At 39.9% G+C, this 19,967-nt stretch carries 20 protein-coding genes; 12 read left to right on the top strand and 8 right to left on the bottom strand.

Annotated elements, in window-relative coordinates:
• Positions 1-17 precede the first annotated feature (17 nt).
• Genes M998_RS07775 through M998_RS07730 form a run of 10 tightly spaced genes read left to right on the top strand, consistent with a single transcriptional unit; the run spans position 18 to position 11,517 of the window.
• Positions 18-737, top strand: coding sequence for a thiol:disulfide interchange protein DsbA/DsbL (locus M998_RS07775; RefSeq protein WP_231906703.1), 720 nt, complete (start codon positions 18-20; stop codon positions 735-737).
• Positions 734-1,690: a lysophospholipid acyltransferase family protein gene (locus M998_RS07770; protein ID WP_068908308.1), complete on the top strand. Its 957-nt coding sequence runs from the start codon at positions 734-736 to the stop codon at positions 1,688-1,690. The genes M998_RS07775 and M998_RS07770 overlap by 4 nt, the downstream gene beginning before the upstream one ends.
• 5 nt (positions 1,691-1,695) lie before the next feature.
• Positions 1,696-3,882: a peptidase domain-containing ABC transporter gene (locus M998_RS07765; protein ID WP_068908306.1), complete on the top strand. Its 2,187-nt coding sequence runs from the start codon at positions 1,696-1,698 to the stop codon at positions 3,880-3,882.
• Complete coding sequence (locus M998_RS07760) at positions 3,879-5,069, top strand: efflux RND transporter periplasmic adaptor subunit (RefSeq protein WP_082913011.1); 1,191 nt, start codon at positions 3,879-3,881, stop codon at positions 5,067-5,069. The genes M998_RS07765 and M998_RS07760 overlap by 4 nt, the downstream gene beginning before the upstream one ends.
• Before the next feature lie 2 nt (positions 5,070-5,071).
• Entirely contained in the window at positions 5,072-7,042 is a 1,971-nt protein-coding gene (locus M998_RS07755; protein ID WP_231906704.1) for an ABC transporter permease, read from the top strand.
• Positions 7,039-8,463 carry a TolC family protein gene (locus M998_RS07750; protein WP_068908305.1) on the top strand — a complete coding sequence of 475 codons (1,425 nt, stop codon included), beginning with the start codon at positions 7,039-7,041 and terminating at the stop codon, positions 8,461-8,463. The genes M998_RS07755 and M998_RS07750 overlap by 4 nt, the downstream gene beginning before the upstream one ends.
• A 2-nt stretch (positions 8,464-8,465) precedes the next feature.
• Positions 8,466-9,719: a beta-ketoacyl-[acyl-carrier-protein] synthase family protein gene (locus M998_RS07745; RefSeq protein ID WP_068440473.1), complete on the top strand. Its 1,254-nt coding sequence runs from the start codon at positions 8,466-8,468 to the stop codon at positions 9,717-9,719.
• The gene (locus M998_RS07740) at positions 9,716-10,510 is read left to right on the top strand and encodes a hotdog family protein (protein WP_068440477.1); all 795 of its coding nucleotides are present in this window, start codon (positions 9,716-9,718) and stop codon (positions 10,508-10,510) included. Before M998_RS07745 ends, M998_RS07740 begins: the two co-directional genes overlap by 4 nt.
• Before the next feature lie 17 nt (positions 10,511-10,527).
• Positions 10,528-10,779, top strand: coding sequence for an acyl carrier protein (locus M998_RS07735; RefSeq protein WP_068908302.1), 252 nt, complete (start codon positions 10,528-10,530; stop codon positions 10,777-10,779).
• Positions 10,780-11,517, top strand: coding sequence for an SDR family oxidoreductase (locus M998_RS07730; protein WP_068440484.1), 738 nt, complete (start codon positions 10,780-10,782; stop codon positions 11,515-11,517).
• Between the two features lie 630 nt (positions 11,518-12,147).
• On the opposite strand, the gene M998_RS07725 is transcribed toward M998_RS07730, so the two are convergent.
• The 8 genes from M998_RS07725 to M998_RS07690 all read right to left on the bottom strand — a co-directional run bounded on the left by M998_RS07725 (position 12,148) and on the right by M998_RS07690 (position 17,498).
• Positions 12,148-12,984, bottom strand: a complete 837-nt coding sequence (locus tag M998_RS07725) for a DUF932 domain-containing protein (RefSeq protein ID WP_068908301.1) — start codon at positions 12,982-12,984, stop codon at positions 12,148-12,150.
• Between the two features lie 60 nt (positions 12,985-13,044).
• Positions 13,045-13,461, bottom strand: a complete 417-nt coding sequence (locus M998_RS07720; RefSeq protein WP_068908299.1) for an antirestriction protein — start codon at positions 13,459-13,461, stop codon at positions 13,045-13,047.
• Positions 13,462-13,557: 96 nt separating this feature from the next.
• The gene (locus M998_RS07715; RefSeq protein WP_068908297.1) at positions 13,558-13,776 is read right to left on the bottom strand and encodes a hypothetical protein; all 219 of its coding nucleotides are present in this window, start codon (positions 13,774-13,776) and stop codon (positions 13,558-13,560) included.
• Between the two features lie 66 nt (positions 13,777-13,842).
• Entirely contained in the window at positions 13,843-14,307 is a 465-nt protein-coding gene (locus tag M998_RS07710; protein ID WP_068908295.1) for a hypothetical protein, read from the bottom strand.
• 70 nt (positions 14,308-14,377) lie between these two features.
• Positions 14,378-14,875, bottom strand: coding sequence for a hypothetical protein (locus M998_RS07705; protein ID WP_068908293.1), 498 nt, complete (start codon positions 14,873-14,875; stop codon positions 14,378-14,380).
• A 16-nt stretch (positions 14,876-14,891) separates the two neighbouring features.
• Positions 14,892-15,581, bottom strand: a complete 690-nt coding sequence (locus M998_RS07700; protein WP_068908291.1) for a helix-turn-helix transcriptional regulator — start codon at positions 15,579-15,581, stop codon at positions 14,892-14,894.
• Positions 15,582-15,627: 46 nt separating this feature from the next.
• Positions 15,628-16,359: a YaaW family protein gene (locus M998_RS07695; RefSeq protein ID WP_068908322.1), complete on the bottom strand. Its 732-nt coding sequence runs from the start codon at positions 16,357-16,359 to the stop codon at positions 15,628-15,630.
• A gap of 215 nt (positions 16,360-16,574) precedes the next feature.
• Positions 16,575-17,498, bottom strand: a complete 924-nt coding sequence (locus M998_RS07690) for a hypothetical protein (RefSeq protein WP_068908288.1) — start codon at positions 17,496-17,498, stop codon at positions 16,575-16,577.
• Positions 17,499-18,000: 502 nt separating this feature from the next.
• Here M998_RS07690 and M998_RS07685 point away from each other — a divergent pair.
• Complete coding sequence (locus tag M998_RS07685; RefSeq protein ID WP_068908320.1) at positions 18,001-18,207, top strand: helix-turn-helix transcriptional regulator; 207 nt, start codon at positions 18,001-18,003, stop codon at positions 18,205-18,207.
• A 225-nt stretch (positions 18,208-18,432) separates the two neighbouring features.
• Positions 18,433-19,581, top strand: coding sequence for a hypothetical protein (locus M998_RS07680; RefSeq protein WP_074379433.1), 1,149 nt, complete (start codon positions 18,433-18,435; stop codon positions 19,579-19,581).
• The last annotated feature ends 386 nt before the right edge of the window (positions 19,582-19,967 follow it).

Genomic DNA, 19,967 nt, shown 5'->3' with positions numbered 1-19,967 from the left:
ACATGGGGATATTCCCCATGTATCTTCAATTATTGATGGAACTAATGGGTATGAATACACGCTTTAAGCCAATAACTATTATTATCTATACATTATTTGTTATTATTACGTCATCACTCATGACGGTTTTGTTTTATCATATTTTTGTTTTTAATACTTTTTCAAATAATGATATTCAAGACTCATCTTTTATTGAATTTAATAATGAACAAGTTCTTTCGAGTCCAATAAAAGAGAGCAATAGTATTATAGAGATTTTTTCTTATGGATGTCATTACTGCGCTATTAGCGATAAAAATGTGAGTCAATTTGCTAAAAATCTTCCCGAAGGTACGACATTTAAAGCCATTCATTTAAATACTAAAAATGGTGATGGTTTAGCGGCTTATGCGGTGGTTTTTGCAACACTAGAAGAAATGGGAATTGAATCTCAATTTCGCTCGAGTCTTTATGATTCAGTGATTAATAATAAGATTGAATTAACAAAAAAAGAAGTATTAAAAGATTGGTTAAAACAGCACAACATTGATACCAAAGTATATTTCGAAATCAGTCAAAGTTCGGCCGTAAAAGAACGCCTTAAATATATGACTGAAATTACAAACTATTATCAAATTACGGGCACACCTGCTTTTATTATCAATAAACGCTATGTCGTGTATCAAGATCGTGATTTTCCTGAATTTACTGCTTACATGATTGAGTTATTGGAGAAAAGTCACAAGGAGTCCCCGTGATTCAATATTTAATTGTCTGGACGGTTTTCAGTGTCAAAAATTGCCTAATGCCCTTTAAAAAAGGGTATAAAAAACTCACTCATGGTGCAATAGCCTTATTGCGTTTTTTGTTACATAGAGGCCATACAAAGACGATATTAGCTATTTCGCGTTATTTCTGCAAAGTTGGCGTCTTTGGGCATAAATATCGCAATCAAAATAAAGTAGCAACAGCAAACTACCGCAGTTTGATTAATCCAGATGGTGTGATTGATGCGGGTTGGATTGCTGTTCGCCGCTTTCTTTTAGAAGAAGGGGCGACATGGGGGCAAAACCGTCAAATTATGGCGCAAATTCAAGCCTGTACTTTAGCCCTTGATAAGGTTGTTGCCCCACTACACCAACAAAAAAAAACAATTGTCTTGGCACCGCTGCATATGGTTTCTGATGTTCTTGCCACCATGATTGGTGCAGGAGTAACCCCAGGATCAGCAACAGTAGTAGTTTCATCCAGTGCGGAGCAGCAAAAATATAACCAATCGGCCCGCGAATTCGGTGGCGTAAATTTATCGTATTGTTCTATTCATCAAGATAACAAATCATTAGCGAGTAATTTAATGACACTGATGACTGAAGTCGCAAGTGGGCAGAAAAACATGATTGTTTTTCCTGATATTACCCCTGATTTCACTATTCAAACAGAAGAGGGAATGTCGAGTAAATTATCATGCAACTTATTTAATCGGGCAGCAAAGCTTCATAATGGTGTGGTGCGCTTATCTAGCGCTATTTCTGGTCAGGTTATTTTTTATCATCTGTATTATCAAGATGGAATACAAATCAAAATTTATCCCCCTGTTGAAGCAAAGCAAGTCACAATTCAAATGCCAGTAATTATCGAGAACGCTATTCGTAATTATCCAAACGACTGGCTTCTATGGCATAGCCATTCACTTTATTTTATTAGTCATTGATTATAATGAAAAATATCATTCCAGATCTTGTCTATCAAGAAGAAACCAATGAATGTGGCTTAGCTTGTATTGCTATGCTGGCACAAACCCAAGGGATATCAATTTCTTTAGAGGCATTACGTGACGTTTACCCTGCATCCGAGCATGGTACGTCCTTGATAGACCTTTCGACTATCTTAACCAATTATGGTGTTGCAACTACGCCAATATTATTTGAACACCATGAGTTAAATAGTCTACCGCTTCCTGCAATTTTACATTACGGAGCAAATCACTTTGTGGTATTGGCGTACCGAAAAGGTAGTAACGTGTGTGTAATGAACCCGGCTATTGGGCAACAATGGTTACCTTTTTCAGCGTTAAAAGCGGAAATTAGTGGCTATGCGTTAATTTTAGAACCTGAAGCCGCCTTGAAAAAAATTGAATCACTCGCACCTGAAAATAAACAAAATATCTCAATAGGTCGAAAAGTTCCTCATGCGATGAGCTTAAAAGAAACCGCAGCTGTTCGCGGTATTTATGGATTAATGGCTTTAGTGTTCTTAGTTTCGTTGACGTTATTTTTAATGCCAGCGATGGTAAGTAATGCGATAAACCAAGCATTTTCAGATGCTAAAAATGCAGTTTTTCCATACGGTTGGTTTATTGTGGCTTTTATTGTCGCAACCTTGTTAGCGCTTGCTGTACGGATGATTAGTGAAAGGTTCGTTAAACACTTTGTTTTAATAAATAGTGGTGTGGGATTTTCTCGTTTACTCAGTAATCCATTACGTTTTTTTGAAAAGCGTGCTCCAGGCGATGTTTTTAGTCGATTTGTTGCATGGCAGGGTGCTTTGACAGAAAAAATTGAACTTGATAATGGCTTAAGAACGGATTGGATTATCTGTGCTATTGCATTGGGTGTGATGTTCTGGATTGCGCCTGTATTAGCGGCTATTTCTGCGGCCGGAGTGACGGTAATGGGGCTCATTAGTGTTTGGGCAATTATCCGTGATCGTTGGTATACACAGCAATTACAGTTAAAAGCCGCAGAGCTTAATGATTTTTTCATGGAAACTTTGCAAGGCATCTTAACCATTAAAACCGCGGGATTAGAAAATCAACGTAAAACACAGTTTGCTTGGTTAAGCCGAGAGTTATTTACTTGCATACAGCGCAGGAATGTTTATCAGCAAATTAAGGATGGCATCTATCAATTAACGGGTAGTTTGGAGATGGTTATTTTTATGTTGGTTGTATTACCAATGGTAGCTAATGACTTAATTTCCCTCGGTGATTTTTTTGCTTATAGCTTTTTACGTCAAATTTTCACTACGTATGTTACGCGTATTTTCTATGCAATTATCCATAAGTCACAATTGCATGTTATTGATACGCGAGTTCACTCTTTATTTCCAAAAAAGAGTGAAGAAAACAATGTGCCATTTCAGGAAAAATACTCATCGGGTAAGGCTCCACATCTGACCTTCGAACATATTTATTTCAATTACGATCCAGCTAAGCCAATTTTGCATGATATTTCATTGGATTTACCGTCAGGGATTCAAGTTGCTATTGTCGGTGAGTCTGGTGCGGGGAAAAGTACATTGTTAAGAATTATCGCTGGGTTATTTGCGGTGCAGAAAGGCGAGTGCCGGTCAAAGGATGATCTCGTGAGCACAATGCAATTAACGCAACTTGTTTGCCTACAAAGCCAAGAAGATATTTTATTCAACGCGACAGTATTAGAAAACATCACCTTATTCGACCCTAATTTTCGCGAAAAAAATCGAAAAATAATTGAAGAATTGCTTGAAAATCTGGCTTTAGGATCGGTTATTAATAGCCTACCTGGCGGATTAAGTTCTCTTATCCGAGAAAGTAATTCTTCTTTATCTCTTGGACAGCGTCAGCGCTTATTACTCGCTCGTTCACTGTACAGTGCTCGGCCAATTCTGCTACTTGATGAGCCTACGGCAAATTTAGATGTGGAAACAGCAAAAACGGTGATGCAAACCATTCAATCACATTGTCGTGAAACTGGAAAAACACTCATAGTTGTCACTCATAACGATGACATAGCGGCCAGCTTCGACTCGCTTTATCGTATTGTTGATGGTCAATTGAGTCAGCAGTTTACTCGAGGTGATATCAAGCCAAAGGCAACAAATATCTCGCCAACTTTAGTGACCTCTGAGGTATTGACGCAATGACTTTTCGCCGCGCAAAACCGACATCAAAACTGAAAAATAAATATTTTTCTCTACGTTCACGTATAGGAATTAGCGCTATTTTTTTACTGTTATTAGTTTTTAGTGTGCATATTTTATGGCGAGTGCCAACACAAGAGCTTCGTGAATCAGTAATGTTGTCAGTTGAACGTGGCGATATCGAAAAAATCGTTATGGTTACAGGAATTTTGAAACCCTCCATTCAAGTAAATGTAGGGGCTCAAGTAAATGGACAAATAAAGAAACTTTACGTTAAGCAGGGTGAAAAGGTTAATAAGGGCGATCTTCTCGCAGAAATTGATCCAACAATTCAAGAATCTGATCTTAAAAATGCGACGGCTCAATTGTTGAGTGCGCAAGCACAAAAACGCGCAGCAGAAGCGACATTGATTCAGTACATCAAAGCATATAAGCGCCAAGTGATTATGCAGCGTGATGGCTCGGGTATTCGCAGTGAATATGAGCAGGCTCAAGCCCAATATGAAGCACAATTACAGCAAGTCAATGTCAATGATGCAATGATCGTTCAGTCCGAAATGGCAGTGCAAACAGCAACGGCTAATTTAAACTTTACGCGTATTGTTGCCCCAATAAGTGGTGAAGTATTGGGTATTATTGCGAATGAAGGGCAAACCATCGTTTCTTCACAAACAGCACCAACAATTCTTGTGCTGGCAAACTTAGATAAAATGCAGGTGCAAACGCGCATATCAGAGACAGATATTCAAAAAATAAGTCCCGGACAACCCTTAACATTTCACGTTATCGCAAACCCAGAAAAGCAATATGAAAGTATGATGGGCTATGTTCAACCTATACCACCAGAAGTTCTTGATGAGCGTAATAATAGTGCAGGAGGAGAACAAAAAGGTGCGGTTTATTACAACGGAACATTTGAGGTAGATAATACAAATCGTGAATTAAAAACATCGATGACCGCGCGGGTTTTTATTCGCGTAGCTGAAGTTAAAGCGGCTTTACGTCTGCCTATCAGTGCATTAGGTCGTTCAGTCGGTACGAATCAATATGAAATTACGGTAATTGAAAATGGTAAGACGGAAGTTCGTATTGTTAAAATTGGTTTAAATGATCGTCATTTTGTTGAAGTTATTGACGGAGTGAAAGAGGGTGAGCAAGTCATTATTCAACAAGATAGTACAGCGAGTTGATTATGACGATGATAGATCATTTATCCTCTCCTAAGCCACTGATAAAGCTTAACCATGTAGACAGAGTGTTCACTGCAGGAACGCAGAATATCACTGTTTTAAATGATATTTCTCTTTCGATCAATCAAGGTGAGATGGTTGCCATTATTGGTGCATCCGGCTCAGGAAAATCCACATTGATGAATATTATCGGTTGTTTAGATAAACCCTCGAAGGGTGAAGTTTTTATCAATGAAATAGCCATTCATGAGGCGGATAGTAACCAACTTGCAGAGCTACGCAGTCAGTATCTTGGTTTTATTTTCCAGCGCTATCATTTAATGCCTTATCTTACGGCAAAAGAAAATATCGCTATTCCGGCCTTGTATACCGCAATGCCGGAAGAAGAACGAAATATGAGAATTGTGCTTTTAGCGCAAAAACTTGGGCTACAGGCGCGTTTAAATCATAAACCGTTTCAATTATCGGGTGGGCAGCAACAGCGAGTCAGTATTTGCCGAGCGTTGATCAATGGCGCTCGGGTTATCCTTGCGGATGAACCAACCGGGGCACTAGATAGCGTTAGTGGTAAAGCACTAATGGATGTTTTACATCAGCTACATCTTGATGGTCACACCGTTGTGATTGTCACCCATGACAGAAAAATTGCAGAGCAGACTCAACGTATTATTGAAATCAGCGATGGCAAGATAGTGGCTGATTCCCCCAATAATGCCCAGCAAGATGTTGGTACACCACATAATCTCCCTGCTGTTGAAGATAATGGGCGTGCATCATTTTGGCGCAGTATTCGCGAATCTATTCAAATGGCTTGGCGGGCATTACTTGGACATCGGATGCGTGCTTTCTTATCTATGCTTGGCATTATTATTGGTATTTCTTCTGTGGTGTCATCTATGGCTGTTGGTGAAGGGGCAAGGCGTGCCATCATGAATGAGATTGGTAAGTTGGGAAGCACAACCCTTGAAATTCATCCAGGGACGGGATGGGGAGATAAGCGCCCAGATTTAGAACGAGCATTAACACTAAATGATATCAGTAGCTTAAAACAATTTTCATGGATTGAAAATATATCGCCTGTGGTTAGCAATATGACGATTATTGTAAATAAAGGGCTCGATTTTTCTATTTTACTCACGGGAGTATCAGATGAATACTTTGAAGCGCAAGGATTTCAGTTATTACAAGGCAGTCGTTTTAATTCTTTAGATGTTGCTCAAAGTGAGCCCGTTATTATTTTAGATGAAGCTAGTCGAGAGGTTCTCTTTGCCCCAGATGAGGATCCATTAGGACAAATAGTACAGATCGGTGGTGCACCATGGCGAATTATTGGTATCGCCCGAAAACCTGGACCTAAAATGGCCGGTGGTTTTATCATGGGATGGGCACCTTTTTCCTCGCTACAACAGCGTATTTTAGGTGATAAACCGATTGAATATATTATATTGCGATTCCCCGAAGCGTTAACGTCTAAACAAGCAGAGAAGCAAGTTGAAGCTCATTTATTACGCGAACATGGCAAAAAAGATTTTTTTATCCAATCAGATGATCAGTTAGCGGCAGCTTTACAAAAAACCTCTGACTCTATGTCTCTACTTATCACATCGATTGCGGCTATTTCTTTATTAGTCGGGGGAGTTGGTGTGATGAATATTATGCTTGTATCTGTTACTGAACGTACTCATGAAATAGGTATTCGCCTTTCGGTTGGCGCTCGACCTTCCGATATTATGAATCAATTTTTAATTGAGGCGGTCTTAATTTGTACGCTTGGTGGGCTAATTGGCATTATTGGTTCATGGGTTGCGGGCTTTATTTTTGCTCAAATAACATCTGAATTTACCATGGTTTTTACATTACTGCCGGTTTTAATTGCTTGCGGTTTTTCCGCATTAATTGGATTGGTTTTCGGTTATTTTCCTGCTCGTGGCGCTGCCAAACTTAACCCGACAGAGGCACTGGCCCGCGAATGAAAATCAAACAATTATATGCATGTTCAATTTTATTATTGGCTATCTTGCTTGCGGGATGCGGTAGTTTTACGCGTACTGAATATCAACGCCCAGAATTAGAGTTACCTAAGTTGTGGGATGAAAAGATAAAAAACACGTTAAGTGCTAACGATGTAATGAGCTCAGTTCAGCAACGTAATTTTTCTAAAGATTGGTGGTATAGATTTAACGATCCCAAATTATCTCAACTCATCGATCAAGTCTTAGAAAATAATAATGATCTAGCGTTAGCCGCAATTAGATTAAAGTTAGCCCGTAATACTGCAGGGTTGGCAAATACGAATCTAACACCGAATTTTACGTTAGATGGCTCCGCTAGTAATACTAAATCTATTCGTCATGGCACATCATCACAAGAAAGCTATAGCTCAGGACTATCGTTAAGTTACGAAGTAGATCTTTGGGGAAAACTGGCACGGATCCGTGAAAAAAATGAGTGGGAAGCCGTAGCGACAGAGCAAGATTATCATGCAACAGCATTGACATTAATCAATACAACGGCAGAGCTGTACTGGAGTATTGCGTTATTAAATCAGCAAATTGCGAATCAAATAGCGAGTCAAAAAATTTCAGAAAAAAGCCTCAAGCAAATTCAATCGTGGTATTTGGCAGGAAAAATTAGCCAGTTAGATTTATTGCAATCAGAGCAAACATTAATTAATCGCAAGAATGCATTGCGTAACTTAATAAAAGAGCGGGATAGCTCACGTAATGCTCTTGCCTTGTTACTTAATCGGCCTGCGGAACAACATACAAGTGAGTTGGCTTTTCTTCAGAGTGGCCAACGTATTGAAATCCAAAACGCAGTACCTTTAGCCGTACTGGCTCAACGTCCAGATGTTCAAGCTGCGGAGTCACGCTTACGCTCTGCGCTGGCTGATTCTGATGCCGCAAAATTAAGTTTCTATCCAACACTTTCTCTGCAAGGTGCACTTAATGCAGGTAGCCAACTATTTAGTCAATGGTTTAGCGACCCTACTCGTATTGTCGGTAGTGCCGTTTCATTACCCTTTATTCAGTGGAATACCGTGCAATTAACCATCGAACAGTCTGATTTATATGTTCAACAAGCAGCGGTGTCATTCCGTAGTACGGCATATAGTGCGCTGGCGGAGGTGGATAATGCAATGGAAGCGCGTTTTGCTGCTGATGAATCGAGAGGGCTTATACAACAATCACTGGTATTGAGCCAGCAACGATTGCGGCTAACAGAAAGTCGCTATCGAGCTGGTGCGATTGATTATCAAACGTTACTGAATGCGCAGGATGATCTTTTATCACTCGAAAATGCATTAGCACAAAATCAATATGATTATCTTTATTCAACGCTACAACTTTGGTTAGCGCAAGGTGGCGATAACGTTCAACGAGAGGACAACTAATTATGAATCAAAAAACTCACTTTAGACGTGTTGTTGTAACCGGATATGGTGCTATCACTCCCCTTGGAGACACTGCAAATGCGTGCTGGCAAGCGATTATGGATAAGCAATTAGGTTATCGTTTCGTTGATAAAACGGCACAAAATATCCAGAGCCATTTTTTTGGCTTAATTGAGAATGAACCTAGCTTAAAGGGGGTTCCTGCAGCGATTCGCCGGCGCTTGCCTCGGCATGCTCGTTTAGCATTGGGCTCAGCACGTGAAGCGATAAATATGGCGTTTGCAGATAAAGCGCCTTCAGAATTTTATAATCCGCTTAGGTGTGGTGTCATCATGGGAACTGGGTGGGCGGGATTAGATGAGAGTTATATGTCGGTAAGTGAATTTCAATCGACAGGTATGACATCGCCCTTCAATTGTTTTTATGCCATGCCAAATGTGACAACCGCGGCTTGTAGTCAGTTTTGGAATTTGCGCGGTTATCAAAATACGACGGTTGCTGCTTGTGCTACAGGAACAATGGCAATTGGTGATGCTTTTGAAATTATTCGTAGTGGTCGAGCAGATATGATGTTAGCCGGCGCTGCAGAGTCTTTACGTACAGATTGTGCTGTATGGAATATTGATGTACTTGGCGCACTTACTCGTGAATCTCAGGATGTGACTCGTGCAAGTTGCCCATTTAGTGCCGATCGTAGTGGTTTCGTTCTGTCTGAAGGTGCTGCTGTATTGTGCATAGAAGAGCGAGAAAGTGCGATTGCACGCGGTGCAACAATTTTAGGTGAAATAACCGGGTATGCGAATTTTTCTGATGCATTTGATTTTACTTCGCCTGCGGAGGATTGCATCGCTAGAGTCACAACTATTGAAATAGCGCTACAGCAAGCTGGAATTTCGCCAGAAGCATTAGATTACATTAATGCACATGGTACATCGACCACATTGAATGATCTTAATGAAACTGAAGCGCTCAAAAAAGCATTAGGCGCGGCCGCTTATCACATCCCAACATCCAGCACAAAATCATATACAGGGCATTTAATTGCGGCGGCGGGAAGTTTTGAAACGATTGTTTGTTTACAGGCGATGAAGCATGGAGTGATGCCTGCAACTGTGAACTTACATAATCCAGATCCTTTATGCGATCTTGATTATATCCCAAATGAGCACCGGGTCGGTCATGTTGAAAGAGCATTAAATCTTAGCTTTGGTTTTGGTGGTGCTAATGCGGCATTAGTACTGGAGAAAGTAAAATGAAATCGTTGTATTACACATTAGCAGATGCAAAAAAGTGGGCCGAATTCTCCGGTGATGATAATCCTATTCATTTTAACCTCGATTGGGTTCGTGAAAATGGAGGTGATCGCCTGAGTGTACACGGTATGCGGGCATTATTAGATGCAAAACAATTAGCTAGTGATCAGCTTATCGATAATGCTCCAATCCATGCCTCATACATAAAGTGCGCGGTGCGACTACGTAATCCATTATGGAACGATAAAGCCTATGAATTAGTTGAACGAAATAGGGCAGGGTCAGTGGCTATTCTATCGTCTGATGAACAACAAAACTGCCTAACTTGCCAGCTATCTCCGTTAGATGACTATAAGTTTAATGAAATAAATCATATGGCTAAGATCTCTTCAAAGCAAGTTGCAGCTTTGCAACTGTCATTTAGCCATTTTTCAAAAAAGCTTTATGATTGGCAATTTATTGATGCTGTTTTGTTTTGGCATCTTATTCACGATAGTACATTATTACAGCAGGATAATATCGCAGAATGGCTACCGAAAGATGCCTCGCTAAAAAATATTTTTTCCCGTTATCCAATCGTTCAAACACATCAAGAGGTTATTTTTGATAGCGAACTTCTTCAAAAATGGAAACTCGCTATTGAACCTGCACCCATTTATATCCGTGTTTTGCCTTCGCTTGTGATAGGAAGTATGGATAACGGATTATTAATCAGTATCAACATCGCTGCTCGTTACAAAAATAAATTAGTTAGTAATTCAATAACATTGAAAGTTAATTCTGCAAGTGAATAAAAATTAAAGGAAAAAAAATGAGCCAATATCAAAAAATTTATACCCAAATTAGCGACATGATCTGTGATGCTAAGGATTTGGAGCCGGAAGAGGTGAATGAAGACCTGACATTAATACAGCTTGAATTTGATAGTTTGGACTATGTTGAATTGATGGTATTGACCAAACGAGAATATAACGTAACCCTTGAAGCTGAATTTTTTATTGAACATCCAGAGATATCAATTAAAGCATTATGTGAACATATCGATAAGGAAGCCCAAGTTTAAATGACTAATAAATGGGTATTAATTACTGGCGGAAGCCGAGGCATCGGGCAAGCGCTGGTGGCTGAATTATTATCCACATGGAATGTGGTTTTTACGGGGCGCAGTGCGGAGGGTATTTCAACGGCAGTTGGCATTGTTGAAAATAAATATTCCAGTACGTGGGTCAAAGGATTCCAATGTGACGGAAAAGATGAAAAGCAAGTTCGAGCGCTTTCTCAATTTTTATTATCATCTTTTGGTGCTCCAACTGCGATTATTCATAATGCAGGGATCACGCGAGATGGGTTACATCTCCATCAAGATGCAGAGATCTGGCGTGATGTGATGGATAATAATCTGATTTCTATTATTAATTGGAACCGTGAATTAATTCCATCGATGTTCATGGCACGCTATGGCTCGATTGTTTTCATGTCCTCTATCACCGGGCTCAAAGGTAACATTGGCCAAACGGCATATGCGGCTAGTAAAGCTGCAATGATGGGAGTAACGCGCTCATTAGCTCATGAAGTTGGTCGATTTAACCTACGGGTAAACTGCGTCGCGCCAGGGCTTATCGATAGTGATATGACTAAAGCTATGCCGGAGGCTAAGTTAAAAACGATGCGCCAAAGCATTCCTCTACGTCGTATAGGCAAGCCTCAAGAAGTTGCAAAGCTTGTCAAATTCCTAATTAGTGAAGATAGTGAATATTTAACGGGGCAAACACTTGTTTTAGATGGAGGCCTAACAGCCTAACCGGTTTGAAATAAAACTATTTTTAAATCAGGAAATAATCTGGAATGTATGCTGTTTTCCAAATTTCTTATTGCTCAAAATGCAAAAACCCGCCTTAGGCGGGTTCTTTAAATAAGTGGTGCCGGACTCGGAATCGACTTTTCATTATAACTAGTTGTATTTAAATCTATTAATTGAATTTGATTTTATTTATACCCTCTTTTGTACCCTCGGTCCGTTTGGTGGGTTTTGTTGAGCACGGTTGGGGCGATAGAGCGCAGCAAATAGATTGGTTTTTTGCACAGATGACAGGTGTAATTATAACGTATTCGAATCCTTTTTAAGTATACATTTAATGGGGATCATGTTCATGTTAATTGTTTCTAGTATGAATCATGGTATTGCCAATTTGACATGTTTAATGATGTCTTATTGTGTCATTTTTGTTTAATTCCTCAATGCCTAATTCAGTTAAGATCCAACGGTTTGATATGTGCCATTGAATCAAGTCTTTTTTCTCCAGCGAATCGAGCGTCCTTTTGTTACAGAGTGAGCCATAATTGAGTTTCACATTACTCAAGGTTTTTAGTTGCCGTTTTGATAGTTTCATCGTGTTCACCGTAAGATCCGATTATTTAACGTGTAGTGTGGCTATAGCCGTTCGCGTCCAGCAAAATGAGCATGCATTTGTTCTGTCAGTACCCACAACGCTTTATTGAGCTTAATATCCCCATCAATCCCATTCACTGAGCGGGTACGTGAACGCTTCCCTTTCGCATTTCTGCCTGATAATCCCCCTTTAATTAAATTTTCCTGCAAACGTTGGTACACCGTCCAAAGATCGTCCTTCTTATCTTCTACACGGCGTGGCTGTAATACTTGCGCTTCGGTGATCGGCTGATGCGCTTCACCATAACGATATGTGAGAGCAGATTGAGCAAAGATGTGTTGTGCGGGTGGCGGTAATATCAAGCTTTGCATTTCTTCGCGTTTATCTGCGATGGCATCGAAGGTGCCTAATACTTCATAAGCCCCTTCAATGACTTTATTTACCACATCGCCCTTGTGCGGTACTCTCACTTCACCAAACGTGTCACCGCAAACGAGGCCATTACAGCAAATGGCTCTAAAGAAGCCGGGTAGCATCTGATAACTGCTTGAGCCATCATGACTATTGAGTAAGATGATTTCGGGGACTTGACTGCCCGTAATTTGGTCATGACGTCTGAGGCGTAACAGATGCTTAGTATGATCACGACGGCTGTCATCTCGCACACGGGTTTGGCATGCAAAGAACGGGTAAAAACCTTCTTTCTGTAAACTATCGAGTAAGGTAATGGTCGGAATATAGGTATAACGCTCACTACGAGAGTTGTGTTTCTCTTCAGAGAACACACTGGGTACAGTACGGAACAATTCTTCGATGGTTAACGGGCGGTCACGACGAATACTATTCGCTGCACCAAAACGAGAAGCTAAACGAGTCATAATGAATTTCCTTGAAAGTAAAGTAGATAGATAAGACTGAGAGAGTGAATTAAGTGGAATTTAATCGATAAGATGAAATATCGCTGAACATTCTGGGTGTTGTGCCGCATAATCCCGCAATTGATAAAAGCGTTCGACTAATAATTCATTCTCGATTTGAAATGACCAGAGACTGTACATCATTAAACACACGGCAATGCCAGCTGCTTCACAACCCATCTGTGCTTCATTCCCATTATGGGGATTAAACAGGGTAAGGATTTCGTTGTTTAAGTCGGGGTAAATAAAGGCGCCGCCATTCGATAAGGTGCAATATTCCCAATATCCGCCCTCATAATCGTCACAAAACTGGCCCATGGTGGTAAAAATCACCACTTCAAAGGTTGAAAAGCCTTTAACGTTGCCAAAATGTGTGTGCCAGAAATCCGGGCGCTGATGATTGGGAATCGATGTGACTGTGATAATGTCAGTATTCATAAAAATAACCTTGATATTGAAGGGAATAATAAACGGCAGACTTAGCTGTCTGCCGTGTGTCTGTTGAGATAACAAATGACGTGTAAATCGAAGGGGTTAGTGTGCTTTAAAGAAGGTATTCAGCAGTTTATCCAGTGCACCGCCGAGCAAATCAGCACAGGCCAATATTGTACCTAACCGTGCTGCTTGTATTTCTTCGTCTGAATACTGTCCCGTTTGAGCCATTTTCTTGGCAATTTGTTGTTGTGCGCACTGTGTGGCGTAGACTAATGAAATAACACTGGCGGTAGTTGCCATGAGTTTTAAAATTGACATGTTTTTCCTTAACGAAAAAAGCCAACCGTGAGGCTGGCTTAATGTGGATAAATGATTAACGACACGTTATTGTGGGCCTGACCAACCGTCACTCTTTAAACTCAAGAAGGAATCACATCGCGCCTCTCCCACTTTACAAATACGGGTAGCAATAGACTTCGGGGGCCACTTTTGATTGCCTTCATACTCCAAACCGTTATTATCGACACAAGCAATTTTTAGCCAATTAGCCGCTGCACCTCGATTGTAATAAACACTACTGATGCAGGTCATGGCGGTGGGAGCAGGTTTGTCTTTGGTTTGTTGGTAAGCGCCATAAGGATAAAGCTCACCGTGTGGATAAATGGGGTAGTAAGGGCGATTGGATTTATCATTTAATGCTTTTAACGTTTTGCCATAAGCTGGCGTAAGGTAGTAGGTGTAACGGTCAGGTTGAATTTCCCCGCGTAATGTGACGGCTTGTGTGGTTACACTGACGGCGAGGGTCAGTAACAGACTGGATAATAGGGAATATTTGAGTTTATTTTTCAATTTGAATAACGCCTTTGGTCATGTTGTAAATGAAGGTGTTGATAGAGCAACCTTGCCACAGGTGCGAAACTTACATATGGTCAACACAGTCTTGATAATCGGTATCGGCGAGTGCCTCAGCGAGACCTTTTGCCGAGAAGGGCTCGGAATCAATTTGTAAAGATGTAAATTGTAAGATATCGCTATCTTTCGTTTGTTTAAGGGCATGGAATAAAGCTTTATCCGGTCCAACGGTATCTTCAAATGCGCTAGGAAAAAAATCGTACGCGGTATCGTTGATACGCAGTTGCATGCCTTGAACGAAATAATCAGAGCCCACGGGCTCCGTGAAATCCGGCGCGTTCAGTTGGACACGAAACGCTTTATTCGTGCAGGTTAACGTCAGGGTTTCACCTGCTTCATTTTGCGTGTTAAGCTCCCAAGCCATCGCGGTACTGCCATACCAATCGCCCCATTCTTCGTCTAAAATCAGACTGTGTGCGGCGGGCGATAAAAAAAGTAAGGCACTGGTGATAAAGGGAGCTCCCCATTTAAGCGGGGAAAGGCGTGTTTTTAATGGGTGTGTCATCGTGTCTCCTTGATGATTAAGTTTGATGGGGATGCAATATCCCCTTGATGTATTGAAAGTGAGGTAAAGCCTGTATAAAGGCGCGCTCAGTCATGCGTTGTAACAAGGCAGTGTCGGGCTTAAAGTGCCGGGCACTGAGCCCCACATCACGCAGGTGCAGCAACTCAACCGCATGAATAAGGCCATTCATCACACCGCAGACATACCAATGCCCATTAAAATAGGTGAGCTTATACGGTGCGACCCAATGAGTGGTTTTTCCCCCAATCTCATAATGAATAAACCGGTTATCTAAAATAGCTTGTGTAATTAAAGCAAAGCCGCCGTACACGGACGGTAAGGCTTTGGGTGGGGCGTGATAGACCACATACGGGGAGCCTTGCGCGTGCCGACTGAGCAATAACGACAGCAGCTTGCGGTCAAGCACCGGAAAAAGCGGTGTAATATCCGTAATCTGGGCAAACTGCAAAATATCACTGTCGGTGCGTAAGGCGGATTGTCCGCCCGCAAGGCGATAGCCTTCCTCCTGTTGTTCAATGTCTAAATAAACTAAACGTTCATGAAAATCCCGCTGTATGGTGCGCAGGGACACATTAAATTCAGCCGCTAAAACTCGGGGTGATAACGTTTCTCCTTTAAATAAATGGGTCAGGATATACGCCAGCCGATGAACTAATCGGTCATGGCGAGGTGACGGTTGTGCCATATTCGGTTTCCTACCAGCGATAACACAAAAGGGCTTAAGCGTTGGCTTAGGCCGGTGAAAGGGACTTTTGGCGCAAATACGCCACAATGATGCAAGCGGGCATTGTGACGCGGTACGCGGGACCGGCAATGTCGGCAATGAGCCATGCCGAGGTGAGGGTTAATCCAATCGGACCCGCTAAGAAGGATAAGGCACGATTAGCGACAAATATTGTCCCCCATGTCGCCACGCCGCCGAGTAGCTCGATGATGCTCATGGCAGCGACCGTGGCAATTTCCAGTGCCGCAAATCCGGAGGTGCGAACAGCGGCTTGTAAGGCAATCATGACCAATTGCGGTGTGGGATTGGTGAGATTCAATTGTAAATCGTGCGCAAGGGTACGGAGCTCTTCTTCACTGAGCTTATCTAAGCTTTTTTCCATCACCGTCATTAACAGATTCATTTCCAGCGTTTCAATGTCGCTTTTGGGGTTAAAGTTAACCTTCAGCTTTTTACAGACATCAAGCAGTATTTCACGGTATAACACGCCTTTATTGCCGCGTACGGCACTGACTAAACTGTTGGCTCCAAAGGTTTGCAGCTCAGCACAAATGTCTGTCCAATAACGCTGATGATTAGGGTAATAGAGTTGGTATTCCGGCTTACGGGTTAAACGCTCACTCCAGCGTTTTTTACCGTCTTTATGGTCATGCGTCAGAACGGAAACTAAAAGGCTTAAGTCGTCATTATTGCAGTGGGCAATAAAAGCTAAATCAGGGTCAATACGGTATTTAGGCATCATGTTGGTTCCAATGAATTAAGGAGCCAACAGCGTAACAAACCGACCGGACAGGGTATGTCGTGTGAAAAATTATTTTCAGCGAAAACGATAAATAGTCAGGTCAAAGTGTGTCTTTAATTTTTATCACGATGATGAGGTAAGAAAAGAAGCCTCTCAGTATCAAGATACACAGTGGCTTCATGAGGGTGATATAGGTTTGAAATTTTATGGTTTCACTTTTTTATTTCGTTTTTGATATCTTCATAAACATGCTCAATCAGAAACTCAACTGCTTTGTTAATTTTGAACTCTAAATGATTAGCGATAAGGTGTAATTTTTCTTTATTCGTTGTTTTGATAGAACAACTTAAATTGCAGTAGTCTTTCATTTCTTCTCGACGCCGTTCTTGTAACCAAGCTTTATTCATTTTATGAATGAACTTTTCTTTTACGGCAGGATGAACGGCCCATAATCTGAAGACAGTTAAAATGGATAGGTATTTTTCTTTTTCAAACGATAAAGTATAAGCACTGAGTAAATTAGTCAGAGAATAATAATTTTGCGCTATTTCATTATCGGGTTGGCGTTTAATGTACTGTTCAGCCCAATCTAATCCCGCTGGGTTCATAGGTGATAACCACTTGGGCATTTTTGTGTTTTCATATTGGCGTTTTAATGCTGAGATTGCACCTCTAATTAAGTTCATTTTATATTCTTTACTTTCTTGGATGGCTGTGTCAAATAAGTCAAAGTAGTTGTATAGAAATTTCTTTTTTAATTCAATGCTTGAGAAGTTACCAAATTGAACTCGGTTTGGTTTATCTAGGAAATGATATTCAGTAAGAGGAGTGTAAGCATTATTATAATAGATGTAGATGTATCCCCAAAGGAAGAATATCACGTCACGATTTCCCTTAATAAAAGGAAGTTCATCGTCTGAAATCATCTCGGTTTGAAGTCTATGTTCTATTTCACTAAGCGTTGCATGATTGCGTTCATGATTTCCATGACTCATGAATTCTTTTATTTTTTCATCATATGTCTCATTGGATAATAAATCAAAAAGATAATCGGGCGCCTTAACCTCGTTTTTAATTCTAGATATCTCAAATAAAGTACGTCGTTTAAATCTTAATTTGTTAATTCTCGTTTTCATATAAAGCCCAATCTTTTTTAATAAAATTCGCACATTACTCAATGTGAAAAGCGATAGGTGTTTATTTTAGCATGATTAAAAAAGGAAGAGAAGATAGGATAAAATGGCAATAAAAAAGCGTTTTAAGGGTGGTTTTAATGTCTATAACATGTAGAAAATATTAAGATATCATTGATTAAATATCAATTGGTTGGGTTGTCATTTTGCTAAATTATAGCCAGATTATAATGTTATTTATTATGGATATGCACTGCGATGTGAATGCATCATTGTGAGTATTAAGACGATGTCTGTGGTTGGTCGGTGATAGCAAACGTGAGATATTTAATCACGCTGAGGAAGCCTAGCTTGATATAAGCGATATTCTTTAGTGTATAAAAATGGTGGGTGTTATTTTGTTTTGTAAAAAATTACAGAGTAAGGGTATTATTTAGGAAGTCATGTCTCTATTTCAAGTATGGATATTACTTCTGACCTTCATTTAAAAGACAGAGGCTATCTCATGAATAATATCCCCCCATTGCTGAATGACCAATTAGTTGATATCAAATTCATAACCCAATTGACGGGGCTAACGGATAAATGGTTTTATAAATTAATCCAAGATGGCGATTTTCCGAAGCCGATAAAGTTAGGCCGTAGTTCTCGCTGGTTAAAGAGTGAAGTTGAAATGTGGTTACAAGCTAAAATCTTAGAGTCCAGAAATTGAAATTATTTTTCATCCAGGTGGTATCATTTGATGTTCTAATTAAATTTAGAAAAGGGTCATGAAAATACGGCATGGACAATGTTATATTTTAATAGAGGTAAAGTTTAAATTTTTTAGTGTGATATTTTCAAACAATATCAGGAATTATCGCGTAGTAAAACCTAATCATGAATAAAAATGATTCGTTGAGAATTGGTTTGTTTACTATATAAAAAAGGATCATTAATGAAAAAGTTCGTAAAATGTAAACGGAATGATTGTCAAAATAGGGTATTAGATATTCCGGAAGCAAGGTGTGCCTATTTGTGCGCAACGCATTATTCGACACGCTTACGCAATCAACAAAATAGATTACTAAAAGCCACACAAAATTGTGCACGACAGGGGTGCAATAAAACCCTCTTTGGCACGCATAATCAAAAATTTTGCTCAAATGAATGTCGGCATCTCGCTTCTCGATTAATTAATGATGAGGTCATTTTCAGGATTATTAATCACTCATATTGGCGAAATGTAGAACGTTTTATTAAACGTAATCCGAAAGGGTTGGCGTCAATTAATCATCTTAGTGATATTGCTGACATGGTTCACTTATATGTGAGGAAGGCAAGGTATCAAAAATCCTATGCCCATTATGATGAAAATAAAAAAAGCCACGTACTGACGCCGTTTATGGATTTAGCCGTGTGCCATCGTTATCCCAATTCAGAGGGCGGCATGAATGCGCTTGCAAATACTCTTATCGGACCGGGAAAAGTGAATCGTTTACGCTCAAATCACTTGCCGAAAAAGAGTCATATCGAGCCCCTTAATGGGGTAAAGTCAATGCAGAGTGCGATTAAACTCGAAACAACCTTGTTCAATGGATTAACCGAAATGTTCAGTGAGAGTGAAATGACGGCCTTATTTCACCGAATTGGTCGACTGAGCGAATTTCATTTTTATAAAGAAAAGAAAAATAACTTACCAGTTACATTATCGCATGCACTACTTGAAATGCCTTTCACCAAATTATTGCTTGATGAATGCCATCGAATCGGGTTGTCACATGTTGTGACTAAAATGCATCTCATCCAAAAAATATTTGTTTTTGATTATGATTTTATTGAGATATCTTCGATTTGTTTGTTCTACAGTCTATTATCGGGGGATGAGGGCGATTTATTAAAGGCATTATTGGTGCTGTCAGATTATCAGATAGTGAATACGTTAGACCGGACGACATTTCAACAAGTTTCCCGAAGTCGTATTAAAGATGATTGGATTCAACGAATTTTGAGTTATGTATCCATTTATTTTGATACGGAGATTGCAACAGAGACTCAGCGTTTAGCCTTTTATGCTTCTTTTTTTTCTTTTCCAAAGCGCCAATGAGTATCAATTAATGAGCATGAGTAGCCTTATGACACAAAATGGCAGGAAAGAAAGCCGATGCGCTTGAGGGGCAATGTGTGTGCAGGAATTGGTGTTTTAGTGTTGTTGAGATATTGAGGTAAAATAGAATGTCATTTTCATCGGGTGAGTTTTTTCTTTTTTTACGTCAAACTTGGATTTATTTTAAGTGATTACCATAATACAAGCTCGTATTTTAGCACGTGTTTATCTAGGTTACGCTGCAGTTATTAAAGAAATATAATATTGTATATAAGTATATAAGTATATAAGTATATAAGTATATAAGTATATAAGTATATAAGTATATAAGTATATAAGTATATAAGTATATAAGTATATAAGTATATAAGTATATAAGTATATAA

Source organism: Providencia heimbachae ATCC 35613, from assembly GCF_001655055.1.
GTDB classification, from domain to species: domain Bacteria; phylum Pseudomonadota; class Gammaproteobacteria; order Enterobacterales; family Enterobacteriaceae; genus Providencia; species Providencia heimbachae.
This window is presented reverse-complemented; position numbering and strand designations above follow the sequence as displayed.